Source organism: Posidoniimonas polymericola (genome assembly GCF_007859935.1).
Taxonomy (GTDB): Bacteria; Planctomycetota; Planctomycetia; order Pirellulales; family Lacipirellulaceae; genus Posidoniimonas; species Posidoniimonas polymericola.
The window spans coordinates 42,778-64,402 of the sequence record NZ_SJPO01000013.1; the positions used below are offsets into that span (position 1 = coordinate 42,778).

A 21,625-nucleotide genomic window follows, 5' to 3' on the forward strand; every position below is an offset into this window, starting at 1 on the left:
GATCAATCCCTTTTCCTTCGGACTGCTATAAGTTCTGCGGACTGCGCCCAGGGCAGGCTGCGGAAGTCTACGCGGGGGAAGACTCTAAGTTGATGTCGATCTCGTTGCGCTCGCTTTTCACCTCGAACTCGAGCCCCGAGCTGCTCGGCGACGTGTAATTCGGCGGGATCGAGTTCTGCGGGGGAGCTTCCCGGATCTCTTCGGACTGCCATACTTTTACGCGGGGAGTGACGCCAACGCGGTAGCGTCCCGGCGGGGCGCCATCCTGATCACCGAAAGTGCTCAGTCGAAATTGCCCCTCAGGCCCGATCTTGCCTCGGGCGCTGTACATCTTCCCCGTCTTCGGAGCGGGCGAGAGCGGCTCGAAGACCAAGCTCCCGCCGGCGAGTGGCTTGCCTTCGAACGTGACCACGCCGGATACTGGGTAAGTCTTCTCACCACCGCCCGAGCATCCCGCGTGTGCCGCAGCACTAGCGGCCACTGCTAACACGGTGAACCATCTCCTTGAGGGATTCATCTACCGCGAACTCCATTCTCTTGGATCGTTTGTGTTTGTAGTAACGGCGTTCCTGCTAGAGCGTCACGCCACCGATGGCGCCGTCTTCGCTGACTGCCTCCTCGCCTGCGATCGTCGCAAGGGCGTGCAGCACTGAGAGCGGCGTGTTGTAGGTAAGGGGCTCCACGTGCCCGTCGAGGTACACGAACAAACAGATCTGGCCGGCGTGGTCGCTACCGAACTTAGAGATTTCTTCGTCGTCGGCGCTCGCCGGGAAACCGCTGTAGGCGTTGCGTAGGATCGCCCAAGGGTGATTCCCTGCGAAAAACGCCGTGTCTCCCTTGTTGAAGTCGATCGATCCAGGCACGTTGTCAAATGGGCTGATGAGTTCGCTCGGAATGTGCTTCTCTCCAACAGCAAAAGTCTTCGACAAGCCATCGACGACCGTTCGTAGCTTAAGCTTGCTATCCGAAAGGATGGGGCCCGACTTTTGTCCGGTCCAGTAGCTGTACTGACCGTAGGTGACGTCACCGACCCTGACGCCGCTCTCCATGCGGCTAGCGGCGCCCACATTGCCCGCGTAGTCACCGCCCGCCGCCAGACTGCGGTACGCCTGCGGCACTGGCGGGTTGCCGGCCGAATCGAAGTCGCGGTCCGCTGACGGCGCGCGTCGGCTTGGACAATAGAACGCCGCCACGGGCGTACGCATGGCAGCCGCGTTAAGCGGGTCCGGCACCTTCACCCCCGGCTTGAAGCTGTCGAACTGGGCCTGCTGCTCCATGTAGGGCAGGAGCGTAAATGCCCATGAGTAGCTATACTCGCCGCCTGCGTCACCATCGGAGTTGCCAACCCCCCGCTTAGGAGCGGCCCGTCCCGTAGGTAGGAGCGATGAGTTGGTGTCGGCATGCAGTTGTACTGCCAAGCCAATCTGCTTTAGTCCGTTGGTGCACTGTGTCCGCCTGGCCGCCTCGCGAGCGGACTGGACGGCGGGCAGGAGCAAGGCAACCAAGACGCCAATGATCGCGATGACAACCAGCAGTTCGACTAGCGTGAATGCGTTATGCCGACGATTCCTTAGCTTCATCGTTTCCATCCCTTTTGCGTTTGCGAGATAAGGTTCTAGGGCCCCGAGAGGCCATGAGCAATTGCTCCGAATCATGTGAGTCGAAGGCCGGGCTCTTAACGAGCCTGAATTCGAGTATTGAGAGCCAATGCGGACACGGCGACTATGAACGCGACGAGTGCGCTCGGCTCTGGCGCGATGGTCGTCCCCACCACGCCTGTCCTTGTTGCGCCGTAGGCGGACCTCCAGAGTTCGTATTGGGCAGTTCCTATCATCCCGCCGGCGGTGTCGTTAGGGCCCAGCGAGCCCGACTCGGCGTCGAGTAGGTCACGCCAAACAACGTAGTCGGCTGCGTTGACGGCTCCGTCGTAGTTGAAGTCGCCTGGCAGCAATGGAAGAGCCTGCAGGTGCATGACGCCATCGACAATCATTCCTTCGGCGTAGACTGCATCCTTGAACCCGCCCGACATCCCTAGGCGGTAACGGAACCAGCCTTGGGCGTCATCGGTCAGCGTAACTCGGGCCAGGGAAAGGTCGCCCACTAGATTTGACGGCTCCTCTGTAACCCATGTCGCATTAAGATTCTCGTTATCGAACGTGAAAGCGGACGCCCCACCGACATCGATGGCGCCACCGACCGGAACCGGGAGGTTGCCCCTATAACTCGGCGGCTTAGAATCGAATCCGCCAGTAAGGTAGCTGTCGAACTGCAGCGATGGCCGCGCACCGAATTCTGCAGGGTCCGGCGGAACCTCTGATCCGTCGGCGTCCTGGTAGATAGCGCCAACGCCTAGCTCAACGCGGAGCTCTGAACTGAGCCACTCCGCTCCTGCGGTGTCGAGCCGCCAAACGTTTGATACATGACCAGGGAGCGCCGCCCCAGGGTCTTCCGCTACGAATGTTGAAGTCAACTCCGTAGTCGGCGGCAGCGCCTCTCGGCGAATGAGTTCGATCTCGGCCGGGCCCAAGATCTCATTGGTGTAGAACCGAAAGTCATCCATGAGACCGTCGACAATGCGGTTCTGACCGTGCAGCGAGTCTGCGTTCCCAATGCCCATAGTAGTAGCGCCGAAGTCGAACTCAAAGCTGCCGCTGGCGATGTTCGATGAGTTTGTGCCTGCACTCACAACCGTGGTCGCAGTGTCTGCCACGTACCACTTCGCACGCTCCACGTTCGTGCCGGGCGTACCGTCGAAGGTCACCGCAAAGAAGACCCACTCGTCTGGTGATTGGTAACTCGAAGGCGAGAAGAAACTGGATCCGGTAGCTGATCCAATACGGAGTTGCAGGTCGCCAACCGTAGCGCCGTTGCCACCGTAGCCTTGGAGGGTGATGCGGTTGACGCTGTCCTTCTCAAAACGCATCAGATTCTGGTAGGCCTGATCGGCGCCCAGAGCGAGGGCGTCACTGTCGCGGTTAAGCCACCCGGTGATCGTGAACTGACTGAATGTTCCGAGATCATAACTAGCCTGGGTCACCGGCCCCACCGAGCCAAAGTTGCCCCTGGCGTCGAAGGCTCGATCACCCACTAGCCCGGACACGCCCAGAGCTGATGCCGTGTGCAAGTCGGACGGGAATCCGTTCGAATTGAGCATCGTTGCATCGGCAAGAGTCCCTGAGTTTCCAGCCGTAAAGCCAGTCTCGTCGAACTTTAGATTCACTGCTAACTCAGCGAACGCAGTGATCGGCAAGAACGCCATCGACACAACTGCTAATGCACGCAGCAGGGCAATCCTTGCGCAACTAGCGATTCGCGTGCCGCTGAACGGCAATCGCTCTAGGACAGCGGGATTGAAATCGTGTGTCATTCTAAACGGATGGCGGTGTGAACGGTGAGGTCGCCGTACTCGGCGACCGCTGGTGTCGATCATGGGTTGTCGTGATAGGCAGCGTCATCTGCAGTGACTGCAACGACCGCGGCCGCACAAGCTGATTCCGATGCCCAACACGGCGATAAGAATCGCACTGCCTTCAGGAACTGCATTCGGGCCGTGCGCCGTCGGTGAGCGGTCAATATTCGAGACGTCAAAGTCATTGGGGAGACCGTTCTCAATCGCATAGAGCTGCAGCATCGCGTAGACCAGCGTGTCCGCACGGGTGATGTTCTCGTAGTGGTCGACAAACGGGTCGGCCTTGGGGAGCGGGCTGTCCTCGGTCCAGAAGAGCTCGTACCCGAGGTCCGCAAAATGCCTCGCCCGCCCCAGGTACAGCTCGTCGCCGGTGATCTCGAAGGCCGCCAGCTCGAGCGAGCTTGCGAGCCCAAGCTCGACCGGCCAGGGGCGGTCAGAGATCAGCGGGTCGCTTGAAAGATAGAAGTCCGCGGCTTCAATCACCATGCTTCGGTAGCGATCCCTAACCTCTGTATCAACGAGCGCTCCTCTGTTCTCTCGAATAATGTCGAGATCGGCACCGGACACCATGCCGTCGCCGTTGAAGTCGCCGTCTTCCCATAGCGCTGAGGTCGATCCCCAGTTGCTCACGACGGCGTTGAAGTCGGTATCGTCGACGTCGCCGTCGCTGTCTGCGTCCCCGTCCAACCTAACGTCAGCGAGCTGCCGATACCGGTCGTAAAAAAGCCCACCAAGCATCGCCGTGGTCTTCCGTCCGTACGCCAGGCTCCAGTCGTACGACACCCCTCCGTTTTCCTTATAGGGGTAGAGCTCGTAGTCGTCCTCGACGGTGACGTACTGGACGAACCCGCCACTGCCGGCGACATCGTGCGGCATCGACTGGATTCCCTGGTCGATCCGGGAGGCGAGCGCGAGCAGCTTGTCTTTCACCACCCCGTCGGAAACCAATTGTGCGGCGTGGTAGGCGTCGACTGCCATCGATATGCTGGCCGACGTGTCTGCAAACGAGCGGGTTGAGTCGAACTCGATCAGGTTCGCAGTCGTGTCGTCGAGTTTGGAAAGATAGCGATCGGCAAGAACCTCGATGTAGCCGAGAAACTTCGCCTCCCCGGTCTTGTCGTAGGTGCGGGCCCAGTCGTGCATGAAGTAGCCGGCCTCCTTCGGGAAATCGAAGTTGGGGCGCGTGTCGTGGGCGTCGTAGCGGGCGTGGCGGCTGAAGTTGCCGGTCTCTTTATCGTGTATTTGGTGCTCCCACAGTCCCTCGGCGTAGTCGACCATTGCTGACGGGTTTAGTTCGTAGAACTTCTCGTAAAGAGCGGTTGTTCGCTTGGGCTCGTGGATGGGGTAGGGAGATCCGCCGTTGGTTACATGGGTGCCGTAGGCGTCGGCTTGGAGGTCCCAGGACAGGTGCTCGCCCCAAGCGAAGAAACCGGTGGCGGGCGCCTGGGTGTACTCAAGGAATGCCGAGAGGGCCGAGTCCGCGGCCATGCCGTATTTAGAATTGCTTGTTACCTCAGACAACGCGTACAGCGTACGGTAGAGGTTCTGGTCCAGGTTCACGTTCGAGCCATAGGGGACGACCCGATCGTCAAATCGCACGGTGTCCGGCATGGCGGGCATCGAGTTGTATGGCTGCAGGGTGTGGCGGTTGAGCATCGAGAGGATCATCCCGGAGTGGACCGCCCCGTAGGTGTCGGTGCCGTGGTCTACGAGGGCGTCGGCGTACGCCTGCACCACCTGCAGGTACGACTCGGGCCCCTCCGGTCCCGACGGCAGTTCGATTTGCGTGCCCGGGTTCAGCAGCAGGTCACCCAGATTCGCCTGCGTCAGCTTTGGGTGCGTGCTTAAGACAAAGGCATCGAGTCGGAGCTGCGACTCGCGTCCGCCCATGGTGAACGGCTGCGTGCCAATGCTGCTCACTGTGTAGATAGGCGCCGTACCGACCATGGCGCGTCCGTTGGAGCCGGTGGGGGAGCTCGGAATGACCGCGCCTGTCGAATAGTTGTGCCAGACGTAGTTGGCCGGCGTCACCACGTCGAGGTTGTTGATGGTCGTAAACCCGGGAGAGGCGCCGAACGTCTGTGGCAGGAAAAAGCTGTCATTCAGGCCCGTGCCCGGGTTGGGCGCGTAGGTCAGGCCGTAGAGGTAGTAGTCTCCTGGCTGGTCAAATGCGAGATTGTAGGTAACCGTGGCGTCGGGCACGCCGGTGGATCCGCCGAGGGTCGAGATGTACGAGCCTCCGCTGGCAGAAGCGTCGGCGGCGGTTCCGAACCCGAGTCCGCCGCTGAACGAGTAGCCCTCTGCCTCGAACACGAGATTGCTCGAGAATTGCGCGACGCTGGCCTCAGGGAGAGAACAGACTGCCGCCACCAACGCCAGGTGCTTGACCGACCACCGAGTTAACATCTCTTGCCTACGCCCTCGTTGCAAAGTTGCCAGGAATGCGGTTCCGCGAACACGCTACATGGATATTCCATTGCGTCCCGATGCCGCGAGTCGCACATAGCATGGGGCTGCTGCCCCGGTGACGGTCCGGGCCTGACGGAAAGCCAAAGCCAGCAAGAACGGCACGCACAATGCCGCGGCAGCCTTCGGCTCTGGAACCGCCGACGCCCTCAGGACGAGCGAGTCGTTGTGGTGCAAGTCGTCGTTGGTGTAGACCGCGCCGCCGACGAAGGTCTCTATTTGGTTGCCGTTGAGCCACACTTCGATCGATTGCCCAGCCCAGTCGTCGGTCTCGACCGACAAGCGGACGGGCAGGTCGAGGTTGCTGCTGAGCAACTCCACGTTAAACGACTTCTCCAGGTCCGCCAGGCTGTACGACAACGCCGCGGCGCCGTTCTGCCCATCGCCGACCCAAGCCTCGAACGCTCGGGTCTTCACGAAGCCGGCGACAAAGAAATCGTCCTGCGAGTTCAAGACAGGCGCGGGGATCTCGTTGTTGAGCAGCCGGCTGAGGTACCACGCCTCACCGGAGTCTTGCACGTTCTCGCTCGGCACCGCATGAGGCCAGTACTGCCGTTCATTCGGTTCGTTCATGTTGTTGTTGTTGAAGTCCACGTACAGGTTCTGGTTGCCGATGTGGACCGTGATGTTGTCGAACTCGCCCGGTGAGGCCGCCTCCGCGATTGCGAAATCACGGTAGCTCGTGTCCTGAATCGGCGGGGTCTGCACTTCGTCGTTGTTTACAAACAGGTGGGTCTCTGAGTAGGGGTTGTTCTTGGAGGCCAAGTTGGAAGCCCTAGCCTGGTACGCGTCGAGGAACGCGGTCGGGGAACCAAGCACATAAGGCGGGCCTCCCATGTCGGCGTTCATCTGAGCCTGGTGAGAACCACTGGCGCCCTTGTTGTACCAGCCGTTCGTTGCCGAGTAGCCGTAATCGGAAATACCGAAGAACGACGAACCGAGGTTGAAGTAGTCCGGAAATTTCGTGAGCGCAGAAAGAACGTTGCCTCCACCGCCAGAGTAGCCGGTGATGTGCACATTCTCGGCGTTAACTCGGTCCGGATAGGTCGCCTTGACCCATTCGACGGCGTCGTAGATGTCGTAGATCTCGACGCCCCCGGAGTCTCGACTACCGTCCGATCCGTCACGGCCCCGCATCGCGACATTGATCGTGAAGAAGCCCTTGTCGCGCAGCCGCTGAGCATTGGCTCTCACCCGACCGATGTTCTGCTGGGTGGCGTCGTCTGCCTGCGAGTAGGTGTGCATCACGACCGCGATCGGAGCGTTCACAAAAGTGTCGTCGTAGTTGACCTCAGCGACCAGGTCCAGCGGCCCGCCGCCGTCCGAGCTAACCGATGACTGGTACGACACGATCTGGTCGACGCCTGCGGCGTTGGCCGCGAGGCACAGCGCCAATGTGGCTGTCAGGACTGCCGCCGCGGGTGCAGCGGGGGCCAAGAGCTTGAAAGAGATGCCTGGCATGGGGGTCCTATCAAGTTGCAGAGTTACGTTGCTGACGAGTCTGGAATGCTGAGACGGCGAGCAGTACGCCCATCAAGATTCCCGCGGTAGGCTCGGGGGCGGCGGCCGATCCAGGGGACGCCATGCTGATGTCGGTTTCGCCGTAGTTGTCACGCCAAAGGGCGTACTGACCAGCTCCAATCACCCCGCCAACGGTGTCGTTGATCCCAAGGCTGCCTTCCGGCCCGCCCTCGTTGTCCCTCCAGAGGGTGTAGTCTGCGGCGTTAACGATCCCATCGTCATTGAAGTCGCCAGCCAGGATGGTGACAGGCGGGCCAATGGGCAGCTCGTCATCCAGACCGGCGCGGCGGATGAGCTCAATGTCCTCGATTGACAAGACTTCATTGGTGTAGATCCGGAAGTCGTCCATCAGCGAATCAATAGCACGCGCCTGACCGTTCACCACGTCGGCGTTGCCGATGCCGGTCATGATCTCGCCGATGTCGACCATGCGGAGCGATTCGTCGGCGACCAAATCGGGGTGCAGATCGTTAGTCGCGCCGAGCCTCACCGCGCCATTTTCCGCGTCGGTGCAACCCGCTCCAGAACTGGGGTCGCAAACATACCACTTGACCGCGTCGGTCGTGGTGGTTCCGTCGTACGTGACGGCGAAGAACATCCACGACTGGCTGAACGCGGGGTCGTCGTAGAGCGGCACGTCGGCGTCAATCACCCCCTCTTCATTCTTGGCAATTGAGAAGTGGTGCTTCCCGTTGATCGTCAGGTTCAGGCTGCCGTCACCGAGGATCTCGTCCTGCTGGCTCCCCTCTGGGTCCGGGTTAGTGAATCGGGCGGCCTCCCAGGTCACCTGCCCACCCATGCCGTGGAGGGTCATGCGCTGCGATCCGGACAACTGGTGACGGATGTAGTTGTTGTTGTCGTGGCCGGTCGGATTGCCTCCAAGATCGAGTAACCAACCGGTGATGGTCACCTGATTGAAAGCGCCCAGATCCAGGGGGAGTTGTGTCGTGGGAGCGATAATCCCCTGCCCGCCGGTCTGGAGAAGCGAATTGTCCGCCTCTAGTCCCGACGGCCCGTAGGCTGCGGGGATGGCCCCGTACAAGGGGTCGGCTCGCCGGTGATTGTCCCGTAACGTTACCCCATCGGCGTCGATCATCTCAGCGACGCCCCCCGCGGTGCCGAGATTAGTGGTGTAGGTTCCTTCTCCGTTGAACTCCATGTGAAGCGCCAGCTCGGCAAGTGCGGGGCATGGCACCAGCAGCACGACGCCTAAGAAGATAGGCCAACGCGAAGAGAAGATTGTGCTAATCATGGATCGTCCTTCGATCATTGTGAGACGTTCAGCCGTGGGCTGGATGACAGTTGTTGGTAATTGTCAGACCTCTCTAATACGCGGTCTCGCGGCGACTGGGGGCCGCGAGACCGCGCCAAAGTGCACCGATTCTTCAGCCGTTTACTGCTTGACCGGCCTGCCCGAAGAGAGGTGTGCAACTCGACGCCCGTACTCCCTAACTGCTAGGCATCGCTCCGCGACCGGCGATTAGCGATGCCACTCATCAACAACGCTCCGAGGGCGAGCATTCCAGTAGCGGGCTCAGGAACGCCAATCGCCTCCAGGCGAACCGTGTCAAGCGCGGCGAGGTCCAGAACGTCTCCGACGTAGAACCGTGCATCGTCCATCGTGGCGTTGAGCGATCGGTTGGCGCCACCATTATCGATAAAGGGGCGGTTGCCGAGGCTAACCGGTTGCTCGCCGAAATCAAACGCCGGAAATCCGCCCAGCTGACTCACGGTGCTCGTGCCAGCCAGCACGGGGGCTGAAGTCTTGCTTCCCACGTAAAAGTTTGCAGTTGCTCCGGACGAAGTGCCGTCGTAGGTCACGGCGTAAAAGACCCACTCGTCGGTTGCCGTGTACGTGTTTGCATTTGAAACAAAGCTATTCCCAGCCGTGCCCCCGATCCGCAGTTGAAGGTCACCAGGATCGGCGTCGACCGTCGACCCCCCCGACCCGAACAATTCAATACGAGTATTACCTGCATTCAACTCAGGTCGGTACCGGAAGAAGTTCTGAAAGCCTTCGGTGAAGCTGCCGGTATCGGGGTTCAACTTCCTCTCACCGATTTGCAGCTCAGCCGCCTGGGACGCGGTTTGGTAATACCATCCCGAGATCGTGAAGTCGCTGAACGTGCCAAAGTCAAACCGGCCATCGGCGGTCACTCCCGTGGCGGCGGGATTTCCAAACGCTTCATAGCCGTAGTCGCCGGGCTGCCCCGAGACGCCGCCGCCATTTGCGGTGTGCAGATCGGCAAGGCCTCCGCCCACAGCGCGCATGTCCAGTGTTCCGCCCGCCGAGCCGAGATTGGTCACGGTCGTGCCGGGCCCATCATCAAAGTTGGCTCGCAGCACTAGAGCCGCATCGGAACTGCTGGCAGATAGCGCTATCGCAATACAGGTAGCCAAGGTCGCTGATGCCGCTCTCGTCGTAATCCTCATTAGAAACACTCCCAAGCTAGAGCAGGATGAGTAGATGCAGCCGCCGATTAAGGCAACCGTTGCTGTCGAGACGCGAATCTGCCTGTCGACGCTCTGCCTCCGACACGGACCCGTGGCTGCATCTGGAAAAAGAAAGAAGAGAGAAACCTAGTTGGCCGCGACTCGCTGAACAGCGAGAAGCCTGACGTGAGTTGACTGACTGCTAGCCCAGCAGCAGGCGGCTGCTACTCGGCCCTGCAATATTGGTCTGATGTAGAGCAGCCGATCGATGGAAACAAAACGGAAAAGCACACCGAATAGCGAGGGTTCTCCCTACAAGCGATAAACTAAGCAAATCCGCCTGACATGTCAAATGACCTTGTGGATTTTTTTGCAGGAAACCGATTCAGCCATCGGGCCACCCGGGCTTACTGGAGTTTTTCACCGAAGTTCTAACCCTATCCTGCCGCCCAAGCCTGGCCGGCGGCCAGCAGAACCGGAGGTCGTGATCGCGACTCGCTGATCTGTCATGAAGGCAGATTGGCCGCGCCGCAACGGATCTTCGGTGCGCAAGGTAGAGGCAAATCCTGGCTGCGATCGGCCTTCTATACGGCATACACGGGCTTTCACGGACTGAGACACAACTATCCAGACGCTCTTGCCGACCATTCGCTGGCTGCAAAATGAACAGCTGACATGGCGTTGTTAGGCTAAATCGGCGACAGCGATTCACGGTACAGGAGTTTACACGGCAGGCGCTTGTTGCTATTATCGCTGGGAATGAGTGCCATGGGCTCCTCGCTCCCTCAGGTGATCACCTGAACCTCTCGTCAGGACCTGACATGTCAACATCGCTGCCGGAACGGGTCAGTCCAGCGTGGATAGCCAGGAAATCACAAGCGGGTGGCGGCATGACGCTCACCCAGCGGGTTTACCAAACCATTCACGATGAGATCGTGTCCGGAGCGTTAGGACCGGGCGAGCGGCTCGTTCGGCGTACGCTCAGCAAGCGGCTGGGCGTTAGCCCAGCTCCCATTACTGAGACGCTGCTCCGACTTGAATCCGAGGGCTTGGTTGAGTTTGCTGCCCTTCATGGTTCGCGAGTTCGACCGCTTCAGATCCAGGATGTCAAGAACGACCAGATGCTGCGTGAGGCAATCGAATGCCAGGCAGCCAGGCTCTGCGCCGAGTTTGCTACCGGCGAGGACCTCGCGAAACTTCTCGTTGACGCTAAGCCCCTTGATCGAATTATCGCACGGGGTGACCGTCGATCTCAGGTCGGCCTGCAAGCTCACCTTGAGTTTCACGTCCACCTTGCTCAGTACGGTGGCTACGCGGGCCTTGCTGATGAGCTGGAGCGGGTCTGGTTCAGGCAGGTGATGCGGCTCAACTGGCTGGGCGAGACGTGGCACCGCGATGTTCCGGAAGATTGGCATCAGCAGCTGGTCAAGGTGCTGATGTCACGCGACCCAGACAAAGCCGAAGCAAAGATGCGTGACCATGTCCGCTTCGCGAAGGACACGGAACGCGAGCAGTTCCATGCTTTTCTGCGCGGTTCGTGATACGAGGCGGGCTAACAAACACCCAGCCGTGCCGGCCGCGATTTGGGGCCGGCCGCGATTCGGGCAGCGGCACTGAGCGTGCGCCACGACTCGTGGTCGCTTGGGTTTTCTAGGATAGGCGAATGCTCCTGTTGAATACAAAGCCTGTTACCAGAATCAGCCGGTTGGCGTTAGCCTCGGGCCTGCTGGCCGCGACCTGGGGGTGTGGGCTAGTCGCCGACGACAACCGCCCTTTCCCCGCGAAGTCGATTGACATCGTTGTCGGCTTTGGGCCAGGTGGCGGGACGGACCTGATTGCTCGCGCCGTATCCAAGAGTCTCGAGCAACAGGTGAAGTCCTCGGTAGTCGTCGTCAACAAGCCTGGCGCCGCTGGGGTGCTCGCCGCTCAGGTGGTCGCGCGTAGCAAGGCAGACGGCTACACGCTGTTGGCGGCGGGAGGAAGCGAAACAACCTCTGCAAGTTTTTACCGAGAGTTGCCCTACGACCCGGTCGAGTCATTCGAGCCGATTGCTCGCATCACGGCGACAGGCATGCTCATGGTTGTGCAGAGCAACGCTCGCTGGGATTCTCTCGAATCGCTGGTGGGAGAAGCACGCAAAGCACCGGGGGCGATTAAGTTCGCATCGTCGGGCCACGGCGGCTTGTTCCATAGCGCCATGCTTGCTTTCTCGAACGAGGCCGGGATCTCGTTGACTCACGTGCCGTTCGACGGCGGCGCCGCGTCGCTTGCGGCGTTGATGGGGGGCCATGTCGACGTCTGCATGGCGATGCCAGCCGAAGCAGACGCGCTGATCTCCGGTGGCGGCGTCCGCGCGCTGGCGGTCACCTCCGCGGAACCCACTCCCCTTGCTCCCGGCGTGCCCACCCTGAGGGAGCTAGGATACGACCTGGCGTTGCTGAACCAAAAAGGTCTTGTCGCCCCGGCGGGCACTCCGGCGGACCGGCTCGCGATCCTCGAGGACGCGGTGCGGAGCGTCTGCAACGATCCACAGTTCGCAGCCGAGGCTAAGCGGCAGAAGATGCAGGTTGCGTACCTGGGCGCCCAAGATTTCCGGGAAGCCTTGATCGAAGCCCGCTCGACGATTGGCAACCTGCTACCCAAAGTGGCAGGCAACTAGATGGTAGCAATCGCCAAGAAGCACCAGGTTGTGTTTATCGTCGCCATAGCAGCGTTGGGAGCGGGTTCCGCCTTCATGCTCCTGGCAGATAGCGGACCGAGTGGCCGCATCCGCCGCGTCGATGAAAGCAGCCTTCCACTCCGTCCGGCTCACCTGCCTGCCGCGGCACTGCTCGTGGTTTCGGCTGGTTCGCTCCTGCTCCTCCTAGAGCGTCGGCCCGCGAAGGGGGCGTCACAGGAGCAGGAGTCCTCCGCCGAAGCGGACGCATCCGAGAGCAGTCGCTGCGGTGTGATTAGCAATATTGCAGTCACTGTAGCCTATGTGATTTCGCTACCGCTTGTTGGGTTTGTGATCTCGTCGACGGCGTGTATCACGGCAATTTCCTGGGTGCTAGGGATCCGGGATATCAGATGGCTGGTGATTGCGCCACTTTCTTTCGTTGTGTTGATCTGGGGCGTGTTCCACGGTCTGCTGGCGATGCCGCTCCCCTAATCCACAATCGGTTCTCAAGCTTATACAAGGCAATGCTTCTTTCGGCTCAATGAACCTGTTCCTCGAACAAACCTGGCTCGCAATCGGCGGTTTCAATCTGCCGATACTGTTCGTGGCCACCGTCGCGGGAATTGCCATCGGCGCCACCCCCGGCTTGACCGTCAACATGGCGGTTGCCCTGGCCGTGCCGCTGACGATGAGCATGTCGCTGACCTCGGCCCTAACTGTGATCCTCGCGCTCTATGTTTCAGGGATCTTCGGAGGATCGGTCTCTGCGATCTTGATCAACACGCCAGGGACGCCGGCCGCGGCGGCCACGGTGCTGGACGGCTACCCGCTTGCCAGGCGTGGGCAGGCCAAGAAGGCGCTCTCGATGGCGCTGCTTGCTTCGGTCTGCGGCGGCCTCTTCAGTGTTTTCGTTCTGACGTTTGTCGCCAGGCAGCTCGCCAACGTCGCGCTCATGTTCGGGCCGTTCGAGCGAGCCTCCCTGCTGGTGTTCGCGTTAACTCTCATCGGCTCTCTATCGGGCGCATCGCTCGGCCGGGGTCTCATCGGTGCTGGGATCGGGCTCTTTATTGGCTCGGTTGGCTCCGACCCCATGACCGGCGCTCCACGGTTTACATTTGGTTTGATTGAGCTCGAAGATGGTTTCTCATTCATCGCCTTGCTGATCGGCTTGTTTGCAATCTCTGAGATTCTCACCCTCTCACGCACGCCAGTAATTCCTCAAGAACGCGAATCTGCCGGCGACGAAGATTCCCCGCAGGACAAGCTCACCTGGCCCGATATCCGCGGAAGCCGCAGGGCGATCACACAGAGTTCTCTGATTGGTACCTTCATCGGTATCCTTCCCGGAATCGGAGCCACGGTTGCAAGCTTCTTGGGATACGCAGCCGCGAGGCGAACCAGCAGTGATCCAGATTCATTTGGCTCCGGGGCGCTAGAAGGGGTCGCCGCAGCCGAGGCGGCCAACAATGCCGTTAGCGGCGCCGCCCTCATCCCGCTGCTAGCGCTCAGCATTCCAGGGGACGCCGTGACCGCTGTGCTGTCCGGCGCACTGCTCATGCACGGAGTTCAGACCGGGCCCTTCATCTTCACGCAGCACCTCGACTCGGTTTACCTGCTGTACAACATCTTGATCCTGGCCAACTTGGCGATGGCCGTCAGCGGATTTCTCATGATGGGGATGTTCCAGCGGTTCTCTGCGATTCCCGCGAATCTGCTGCTGCCCATGGTCTTGGTGCTGTGTGTCGTCGGCACGTTCACCTATCGCGGCAGCATCTTCGACCTCTACACGATGTTGGCGTTCGGACTGATGGGAATCGTGATGCGCAAGTCGAGCATACCGGTCGCGGTCGTAGTAATTTCTTTCATACTTGCTAGGCCGCTTGAGGAAGCCCTCTTCCAATCAGCCGTTAGCGCGCAAGGCGATTGGAGTTCGATCATCGCGCACCCCATCGCGTGCGTGTTTCTCGCGCTCGCGGTCGTATCGGTTGTAGTGACCATTGTCGAAAGCCTGTGCGGCAAGTCGGCGCACACGAATTAAGCCCCCCATTGTGAGCATCAACGGCATGAATGAATCAGTGAAAGGCCAAAGCCAAAAGACCGCGGTCGGGGTAATCGGCCTGGGAATCATGGGCGCGCCGATCGCCCTGAACCTCGTCAAGAGCGGGTACCCAGTCACGGTCTACAACCGGACCGCCTCGAAGTGCACGGCCCTTCAGCAGGCCGGGGCGAGAGTGGCGGCTTCTCCAGCAGGGGCCGCCGCTGAGTCGGATGTGGTGATCGCCGTGGTTTCGGACACGAACGACGTCGAAGACGTTTTGTTCGGCCCGGCGGGGGCAGTCGAGGGGCTGACGTCGGGCGATGTGCTCATCGACATGAGCACCATCAATCCGTTGGCGTCTCAGCGTTTCGCAGCACGCCTCGACGAACACGGCGTCGACTTCCTCGACGCGCCCGTGAGTGGCGGGCAAAAGGGAGCAGAAAACGCGACGCTGGCAATCATGGTGGGAGGCAAGCAAGCAGCATTCGAGCGTTGTTCCGACATCTTGGCGGCCGTCGGCAAGACGGTCGTCCACGTGGGACCCAACGGACATGGCCTGCTAACGAAGATGGTCAACCAAGTGACAGCCGCCACTTCGCTGGTGGCGATGGCCGAGTGCATGCACCTGATCAGGCAGACCGGAGTCGATCCGGAAAAGGCCTTGCAGGTTATCCTCGGTGGCGCGGCTCGGTCGGGAATGCTGGAGAACTATTCCCCCAAGGTCCTGCAGGAGGACTTCGCGCCCGGATTCAAGATCAAACTGATGAATAAAGACTTGCGAATTGCTTCTGAGCTCTTGCAAGCAAGCGAGGTAGAGCTGCCCACCTTCGCAACCGCCCGCGAGGCGTTTAATAGTTGCGAAGCAGAAGGAATGGGGGAGCTCGGTGTGCAAGGAGTTTTCAAGGCCTACAGCAAGTAGCAACAACCATGAGCCAAACTATCAACGATTTTTCCAGGCCCAGCAGCTCGCTTCTTCAGAAGTTTGAGGGCGTGTCGGCGGCTTTGCTCCATGAGGCGATGGGACAGCGGGGCGCGCTAGCCTCTGATTTCAAGAGGGTAACTTCTGGAGGTCCGTGCGTGGGCGCCGCGTTGACCATCAAGGCTGCGCCGGGCGACAACCTGATGCTCCATAAGGCGATCAGCCTGGCGCAGCCAGGCGACGTGCTGGTGGCCGCTGTTGACGGCTTCACTGATGCGGGCCTGTGGGGCGAGATTGCAACAGCCGCCTCCATGGAAAGGGGCATCCGAGGCCTCGTAACCGATGGCGCCGTCCGCGATGTCGACGCCGTCGGCGAAATGGGGTTTGCCGTGTTCGCCCGCGGCGTTTCTATGAAAGGAACCAGCAAGAAAAAAGGGGGTTCGATCAATCTCCCAATCGTCATCGGAGGTGTCTACGTTCAGCCCGGCGACATCGTCGTTGGTGACTGCGATGGCGTGGTCGTAGTGCCCCAATCGGAGGCCGAAGAGGTGCTGGAGAACGCCGGCCGGATCGAGAAGCGGGAAGCGAAAATCCTCCGTGAAATACGCTCCGGCAAGCTCACGCTCGACCTGCTTGACTTGCGGCCAACGCTAAGAGACCTAGGCCTTGAGCAAGACTAAAACCGGAAACATAAAGCCAAGCTGCCGGCAAGACTCAGTCCCATCGAGATCGGCAGCCCTAGAGATGTCGTTACGCACGACCTCGCTCGACTAGTGGACCCATAAAGCGATAAACGGAACATGCGATACTCACAACACTACCTTCGTCAGTTCACAGAACAGGTCTTCCTGAAGGCCGGCCTTTCCCCGCGGGAAGCGACCTGCTCTGCAGAGAATCTGCTTACCGCGGAGTTACGTGGGCACGGATCTCACGGCCTCAGCCGCCTGCGCACCTATGCAAAGCGAGTAACGACGGGCGTTGTCGCCGCTGGAGTCGAGCCGCAGATCGAGTCGGAAACCGGCGGCTCACTCCTGATTAACGGGCGCAATGCGATGGGCGCCGCGGTCGGAACCTACGCGATGGAAAAGTGCATCGCCAAGGCACGACGACACGGCAGCTGCTTCGCGGCCGTGGGAGGCGGCAATCACTTCGGCATAGCGGCGTACTACACAATGAAAGCCGCCGAGGCCGGCATGATTGGCCTCGCCATGTCGAACGCGCCGGCTTCGATTGTCCCTACTGGCGGCATGGCGCCGATGCTAGGCACCAACCCGCTCAGTATCGCAATCCCCGCCGGAGCCCGCGCGCCGCTTGTGCTGGATATGGCCAGCAGCGTCGTCGCCCAGGGCAAAGTCATCTTGGCGCTAAAAGAGGGCGCGAGCAGCATTCCAGAGGGCTGGGCGGTCGACCAACGCGGGATTCCCACGACGGACCCGGCCGAAGCGATGCGGGGAGCGATGCTTCCCTTTGGTGGGCCGAAGGGGTACGCCTTGGCGTTGATTATAGACATTCTGTGCAGCAGCCTCAGCGGCGCCCTGAGCAGTCCCAATATCCGGTCCTACTGGAAAGACTTCGAAAGACCTCAAGACCTCGGGTTCTTTATGGGGGTTTGGGATATCAGCAGCTTTTTGCCTTTGGCCGTTTTCGAGCAGCGGACCGCGGCGCTGCTTGACGAAATGAAATCCTGCCCGCCGGCGCCTGGAGTAGAAGAGGTGCTGATCCCCGGCGAGCTTGAGCATCGCCATTCAGAGGCGGCTAAGACGCAGGGCATCCTCTTGCCGGACGCGGTTGTAGAAGACCTGAACTGCCTGGCAAACGATTTCGGAATCGCGCCGCCAGCAGCTCTGGAGCACGCCGAAGTAGCCTAGTCTCCAACTAGTTGCTGGCCAACCAGATCTAAAAGAACCCTGCGCCGCCGATGCCCCAGTGCCGACCGACAGGTGCATCCGCCGCGTCACCATTCAAAGCACCAACTCAATCAAAACAAAGCATCCGCCGGGCAGTGCCTGAGTTCTACTTGAATCAGTGCTCCCTACAAGTCAAGTTTAGTCGCTTGCTCAGATGCGGCCCCTTGAGCGTTTCTCCAGATTCCGCAATTGACGCAGCGGCGCGTAGCAACAACCGACCGTGAATTTTGAGCTCCAAACGTGACCATCAGTGACAAGTAGCATTGGCGTCACTCAGAGTTCGAAATCGCAGGAATAAAATCTTTACGACAAGAGCTTCTGCACTATGGGCGACAAAACACCGCAAATCGTCGTGGTCGATGGACGGGCCTTGAACCCAGGAGACCTCGACTGGACCCCCTTCGAAGAGTTGGGCCAGGTCGAGGTGTTTAATGAAACGGATCGCGGTCAGGTGGCGGCAAGGCTGCACGGCGCCACGGCCGTCATTTCCAATAAGGTAGTGCTGGACCGTGACATCATCGATTCGGCGCCCGACCTCGAGTACATCGGGGTGACTGCAACGGGCTACGACGTTATTGACACCGCGGCGGCGCGGGAACGGGGAATTGCGGTCACAAACGTCCCAGATTACGGCGCCGACTCGGTTGCGCAGCTGACTTTCGCGTTGCTGCTCGAGTTGATGCACCGCGTCGGCCATCATGACGCGGCAGTCAAGCAGGGACGGTGGAGCAGTCAGTCTAGCTTCTGCTTCTGGGACTATCCCCAAGTTGAGCTGGCGGGTCGGACGCTTGGGATTGTCGGGATGGGATCGATTGGAAGAAGGGTGGCTCAGATCGGCCAGGCGTTTGGGATGAAAGTGATCGCATCGTCGCGATCTCCGGAGTGCGATCCAGCACTACAGATCCGAAGAGTGTCTGTGGACGAGGTGTTCGCCGCAGCGGACGTGGTCTCACTGCACTGCCCGCTGACTGCGGAGACGTCGAATCTCGTTAACAGTGAGCGGCTCCGAAAGATGAAGCCCAGCGCCGTGCTTATCAACACGGCGCGTGGCGGGCTGGTCGTATCGGAAGACCTTGATTGGGCTCTCCGTGAAGGAGTGATAGGCGGCGCCGCGCTAGACGTGTTGGATCAAGAGCCGCCACCGGCCGACCACCGGTTGTTCTCCCGAGAAAACTGCGTCATCACGCCCCATCTCGCGTGGGCCACGGTCGAAGCAAGGCGTCGCCTGATGGCCACCGCCGCGGAGAACCTGCGCAGCTTCCTGGCGGGAGAGCGGAGAAACCGAGTAGAGTAGTTCATGCTCGTGCACGTTAGCTCGCGGTAAGCGCCGGCGGCGCCTGTCCACCTTATCAGAACCAAATTCGATTGAGAGGCCAGAGCGATGATTCCGTCTCGGTTGGTCTACGCCCTAACGGCTCTCAGTCTTATTTCCTGGCTACCTTCCGCGTACGGTCAGGGCGCCCCCTTCAAGGCCAACGTCGCCTACGGACCACACGCTTTGCAGCGGCTCGACGTCTACAAGCCGTCGGGACCGGGCCCCTTTCCCTTCGTCCTGGATATCCATGGGGGTGGTTGGTGGAACGGTGACAAAGCTCTGGGGCGAAGGCAGGTGGAAACCTTCACCGACGCGGGGATTGCTATTGTCGGAGTCAACTACCGGCTGCTCCGCGACGCCGCACGCCAAAAAGTCGACCCGCCTGTGACGGCCTGCCTGGATGATGTAAGGTACGCGCTCCAGTTCGTTCGGCACTATGCCACCGAGTGGGGCTTGGACGGCCGCCGAGTAGCCCTGTCGGGAGTGTCTGCCGGAGGCTTCAGTGCCTTGTGGCTTGGGCTCTCGGACGAAATGGCAAAGCCCGATTCTCCGGACCCAATCGCCAGGGAGTCGACCAGGGTTCTAGCAATTGGGGTACGCGACGCTCAGACGTCGATCGACCCTCGGCAAATGCGAAGGTGGGTTGGGCCCGAGCTGCGATACGGGGGGCACGCGTTCGGCTTGCCAGAGAGGAACTTCAGTAAGTTCCTGGATCAGCGGAGCCGTTATGAGCCGTTCTTCCCAAAGCTATCGCCTGCTGCTCTGGTAAGCAGCGACGATCCGCCAATCTTCCTTTACTACAAGCTCGCACCAGACGAAGCGGAGAAAGACCATTCCTTCTTTGTGCACAGCCCGAAGTTCGGCGTTGAGCTCAAAAAGCTCGCGGAGCCGCTAGGGCTAGAGTGCCACGTATCCTATCCCGGGCTGGAAGCTCCCAGGTTTACCGACCGTTACGATTTCATTGTTAAGACGCTTACTGCTCAATCAACAGACTCGGGCTGTTTCTAAGCAAGGCTATTGGACCATCGGACGGGCCCGCACCCGCCTGAGGGGCTCACGGCGGACGAAGCGTTCGAGGGCTTCGACGCCGAGGGCGAACTCCCTCAGGGCTAGCGATCGCTTGGCCCCTAGGCCACGGTTTCGCAGCCGGGTCAGGTTGGCTTCGCTCGTGTAGTCGGGGCCGTAGATGATGCGGAGGTACTCCCGGCCACGGCATTTGACGGCCGGCTGCAGGAGGCCCTTCTTGCCCTTGGCGATGAGGTCGAGCGGTTTGACGACCATCCCTTCGCCGCCCTGATCGGTCAGCTCGGTCCACCAGGCAGTGGCGGCGTCCACCTCGGCGGGGTTTGTGGCCGAGACCGGTCCCCTGGATGTGGGGCGTGGAGAGGCTAAGGCGCACAGGTATGTCGGTCCGACGCAGTTTAGGAAGATCCGAAAAGACGGTGGCTGCGAGCCAACGGCAACCTGCTGAGGTGAAACCGACCTCGCTCAGTTTGAGAGGCCGCTAATCTGCTGAGGCTGGTCCAGCTTCGGCAGATTCACCAAATCGTTTCTGCAGGCGGTCGCTTGCACCGACTGCGGTTGACGTCAATCAATGCGAACTGCATTGTCCCTGCCCACTAAAACTGCGAGTCGAAGGAGCGAATCAGAAAAAGACGTAAGAAGTGCCCACCTGGAGGCATCCAATGGGAAACCCACCACTTCCCATTCCCAAGTGAGGCAATCCCATGCCGCGAATTCAACCAGTCAACAGAGACACCGCCCCTCCCGCCACCGCCGAATTGCTCGCCAACGTGCAGAAAAAGCTGAGTGTCGTGCCCAACCTTATCTCCACCATGGCCCAATCAACGGCCGTCGCCACCGCGTATCTCGGGTTCAGCCAGGCACTCGCTTCCGGCGCGCTGTCGGCTCGACTCAGGGAACAGATCGCCCTGGTGGTTGGCGAAACCAACGGTTGCGACTATTGCGTGTCGGCCCACACTGCCTTGGGTAAGAAAGCCGGACTGACCGAGCAGGAAACCTGCGACGCGCGGCGGGCAACGGCATCCGACGAGAAGGAATCGCTGGCGCTGCAGTTCGCCCGGCAGATCGTCTCCAGCCGTGGCGTCGTGGCTGATGAGGACGTCGAGCGCGTACGCAAAGCTGGGTACACTGATGGTGAGATCGCCGAGATCGTTGCCAACGTGGCGCTCAACATCTTCACGAACTATTTCAACCATGTGGCCGGCACGGAAGTCGACTTTCCCGTAGCCCCCGAACTCGCCGCGGCTTGAACTGGGGACGCCGCTCGATCTGGCTTCGCCGGGCCGATCGAGCGGTTCCTTTGCTTCTGCGAACATTCGTTGGCCTGATATATGCAGCGAACAAACGAAACCTGGGTGAAGGACTTAGCGCAGCGGAGTGATTCCGCCTTGGCCGAGCTGCGCGAATTGCTGTTGCGTAATCTACGCAGCGGATTGTCGGACCGCCCTCGTGCGGACGATTCGTTTCTGGAGGACTGCGCGCAAGAGTCGCTGCTGCGTGTTCTCGATAAACTCGAACAGTTCGACAGTCGCAGCCAGTTTGTTACCTGGGCCACGGCAATTGCCATTCGCGTTGCCTTGGGACAGCTTCGTCGCAGCCGATGGAAAGACGTATCACTTAGCGACCTGGTCCCAGCAACGGACCTCCCGAGCCGCGACAGGACTGCCGACGAATGGGCGCCGGATGCTCTGATGCAGCGACGCGATCTGCTGGACGCGCTAAACACATCCATTCATCGAGATTTGACCGATCGACAACGAACGGCATTGCTCGCGGAACTCAAGGGCATGCCGCAGGACGAGATTGCCGAGCAGCTCGGCAGTAATCGCAATGCCCTCTATAAGTTGACCCACGACGCGCGGAAGAAGCTGAAAGAGCGGCTGGAAGCAGCTGGCTTCACGGCGGAAGACCTGATTGCCTCCTCTGCACAGTGAG

General features: G+C 60.3%; 19 protein-coding genes. 11 read left to right on the forward strand and 8 right to left on the reverse strand.

Annotated features, from left to right (window positions below):
• Nucleotides 1–67: 67 nt before the first annotated feature.
• The 7 genes from Pla123a_RS21520 to Pla123a_RS21550 all read right to left on the reverse strand — a co-directional run bounded on the left by Pla123a_RS21520 (nucleotide 68) and on the right by Pla123a_RS21550 (nucleotide 9,742).
• A complete protein-coding gene (locus tag Pla123a_RS21520; RefSeq protein WP_146590862.1) occupies nucleotides 68–331 on the reverse strand; it encodes a hypothetical protein in 264 nt (87 codons plus the stop codon).
• Between the two features lie 241 nt (nucleotides 332–572).
• A complete protein-coding gene (locus tag Pla123a_RS21525) occupies nucleotides 573–1,589 on the reverse strand; it encodes a DUF1559 family PulG-like putative transporter (protein WP_197528180.1) in 1,017 nt (338 codons plus the stop codon).
• An 86-nt stretch (nucleotides 1,590–1,675) separates the two neighbouring features.
• A complete protein-coding gene (locus tag Pla123a_RS21530) occupies nucleotides 1,676–3,259 on the reverse strand; it encodes a LamG-like jellyroll fold domain-containing protein (RefSeq protein ID WP_197528181.1) in 1,584 nt (527 codons plus the stop codon).
• A gap of 192 nt (nucleotides 3,260–3,451) precedes the next feature.
• Complete coding sequence (locus Pla123a_RS21535) at nucleotides 3,452–5,815, reverse strand: hypothetical protein (RefSeq protein WP_146590868.1); 2,364 nt, start codon at nucleotides 5,813–5,815, stop codon at nucleotides 3,452–3,454.
• A 54-nt stretch (nucleotides 5,816–5,869) separates the two neighbouring features.
• Entirely contained in the window at nucleotides 5,870–7,336 is a 1,467-nt protein-coding gene (locus Pla123a_RS21540) for an alpha/beta hydrolase family protein (protein ID WP_146590871.1), read from the reverse strand.
• Between the two features lie 10 nt (nucleotides 7,337–7,346).
• Nucleotides 7,347–8,666, reverse strand: coding sequence for a hypothetical protein (locus Pla123a_RS21545; RefSeq protein WP_146590873.1), 1,320 nt, complete (start codon nucleotides 8,664–8,666; stop codon nucleotides 7,347–7,349).
• Between the two features lie 185 nt (nucleotides 8,667–8,851).
• Nucleotides 8,852–9,742, reverse strand: coding sequence for a LamG domain-containing protein (locus tag Pla123a_RS21550; protein WP_146590876.1), 891 nt, complete (start codon nucleotides 9,740–9,742; stop codon nucleotides 8,852–8,854).
• 908 nt (nucleotides 9,743–10,650) lie between these two features.
• Here Pla123a_RS21550 and Pla123a_RS21555 point away from each other — a divergent pair.
• The 9 genes from Pla123a_RS21555 to Pla123a_RS21595 all read left to right on the forward strand — a co-directional run bounded on the left by Pla123a_RS21555 (nucleotide 10,651) and on the right by Pla123a_RS21595 (nucleotide 19,675).
• Nucleotides 10,651–11,370 carry a GntR family transcriptional regulator gene (locus Pla123a_RS21555; protein WP_146590878.1) on the forward strand — a complete coding sequence of 240 codons (720 nt, stop codon included), beginning with the start codon at nucleotides 10,651–10,653 and terminating at the stop codon, nucleotides 11,368–11,370.
• A 122-nt stretch (nucleotides 11,371–11,492) separates the two neighbouring features.
• The gene (locus Pla123a_RS21560) at nucleotides 11,493–12,488 is read left to right on the forward strand and encodes a tripartite tricarboxylate transporter substrate binding protein (protein ID WP_146590880.1); all 996 of its coding nucleotides are present in this window, start codon (nucleotides 11,493–11,495) and stop codon (nucleotides 12,486–12,488) included.
• Complete coding sequence (locus tag Pla123a_RS21565; protein ID WP_146590882.1) at nucleotides 12,489–12,980, forward strand: tripartite tricarboxylate transporter TctB family protein; 492 nt, start codon at nucleotides 12,489–12,491, stop codon at nucleotides 12,978–12,980.
• A gap of 49 nt (nucleotides 12,981–13,029) precedes the next feature.
• Nucleotides 13,030–14,526, forward strand: a complete 1,497-nt coding sequence (locus tag Pla123a_RS21570) for a tripartite tricarboxylate transporter permease (protein WP_146590884.1) — start codon at nucleotides 13,030–13,032, stop codon at nucleotides 14,524–14,526.
• A gap of 10 nt (nucleotides 14,527–14,536) precedes the next feature.
• Complete coding sequence (locus Pla123a_RS21575; protein ID WP_146590886.1) at nucleotides 14,537–15,445, forward strand: NAD(P)-dependent oxidoreductase; 909 nt, start codon at nucleotides 14,537–14,539, stop codon at nucleotides 15,443–15,445.
• 8 nt (nucleotides 15,446–15,453) lie between these two features.
• Nucleotides 15,454–16,125 (forward strand): 4-carboxy-4-hydroxy-2-oxoadipate aldolase/oxaloacetate decarboxylase, encoded by a 672-nt coding sequence (locus Pla123a_RS21580; RefSeq protein ID WP_146590888.1) that lies wholly within the window; start codon nucleotides 15,454–15,456, stop codon nucleotides 16,123–16,125.
• 120 nt (nucleotides 16,126–16,245) lie between these two features.
• The gene (locus tag Pla123a_RS21585; RefSeq protein ID WP_146590890.1) at nucleotides 16,246–17,313 is read left to right on the forward strand and encodes an Ldh family oxidoreductase; all 1,068 of its coding nucleotides are present in this window, start codon (nucleotides 16,246–16,248) and stop codon (nucleotides 17,311–17,313) included.
• Between the two features lie 364 nt (nucleotides 17,314–17,677).
• Nucleotides 17,678–18,646 (forward strand): D-2-hydroxyacid dehydrogenase, encoded by a 969-nt coding sequence (locus Pla123a_RS21590; protein WP_146590892.1) that lies wholly within the window; start codon nucleotides 17,678–17,680, stop codon nucleotides 18,644–18,646.
• A 204-nt stretch (nucleotides 18,647–18,850) separates the two neighbouring features.
• A complete protein-coding gene (locus Pla123a_RS21595; RefSeq protein ID WP_197528183.1) occupies nucleotides 18,851–19,675 on the forward strand; it encodes an alpha/beta hydrolase in 825 nt (274 codons plus the stop codon).
• A gap of 6 nt (nucleotides 19,676–19,681) precedes the next feature.
• Here Pla123a_RS21595 and Pla123a_RS21600 read toward each other — a convergent pair whose 3' ends face one another.
• Nucleotides 19,682–20,098, reverse strand: coding sequence for a hypothetical protein (locus tag Pla123a_RS21600; RefSeq protein ID WP_315852889.1), 417 nt, complete (start codon nucleotides 20,096–20,098; stop codon nucleotides 19,682–19,684).
• A 296-nt stretch (nucleotides 20,099–20,394) separates the two neighbouring features.
• Here Pla123a_RS21600 and Pla123a_RS21605 point away from each other — a divergent pair, with 296 nt between their 5' ends.
• Nucleotides 20,395–20,940 (forward strand): carboxymuconolactone decarboxylase family protein, encoded by a 546-nt coding sequence (locus Pla123a_RS21605; RefSeq protein WP_146590896.1) that lies wholly within the window; start codon nucleotides 20,395–20,397, stop codon nucleotides 20,938–20,940.
• Nucleotides 20,941–21,078: 138 nt separating this feature from the next.
• Nucleotides 21,079–21,624: an RNA polymerase sigma factor gene (locus tag Pla123a_RS21610; RefSeq protein ID WP_197528185.1), complete on the forward strand. Its 546-nt coding sequence runs from the start codon at nucleotides 21,079–21,081 to the stop codon at nucleotides 21,622–21,624.
• Nucleotide 21,625: the final 1 nt, after the last annotated feature.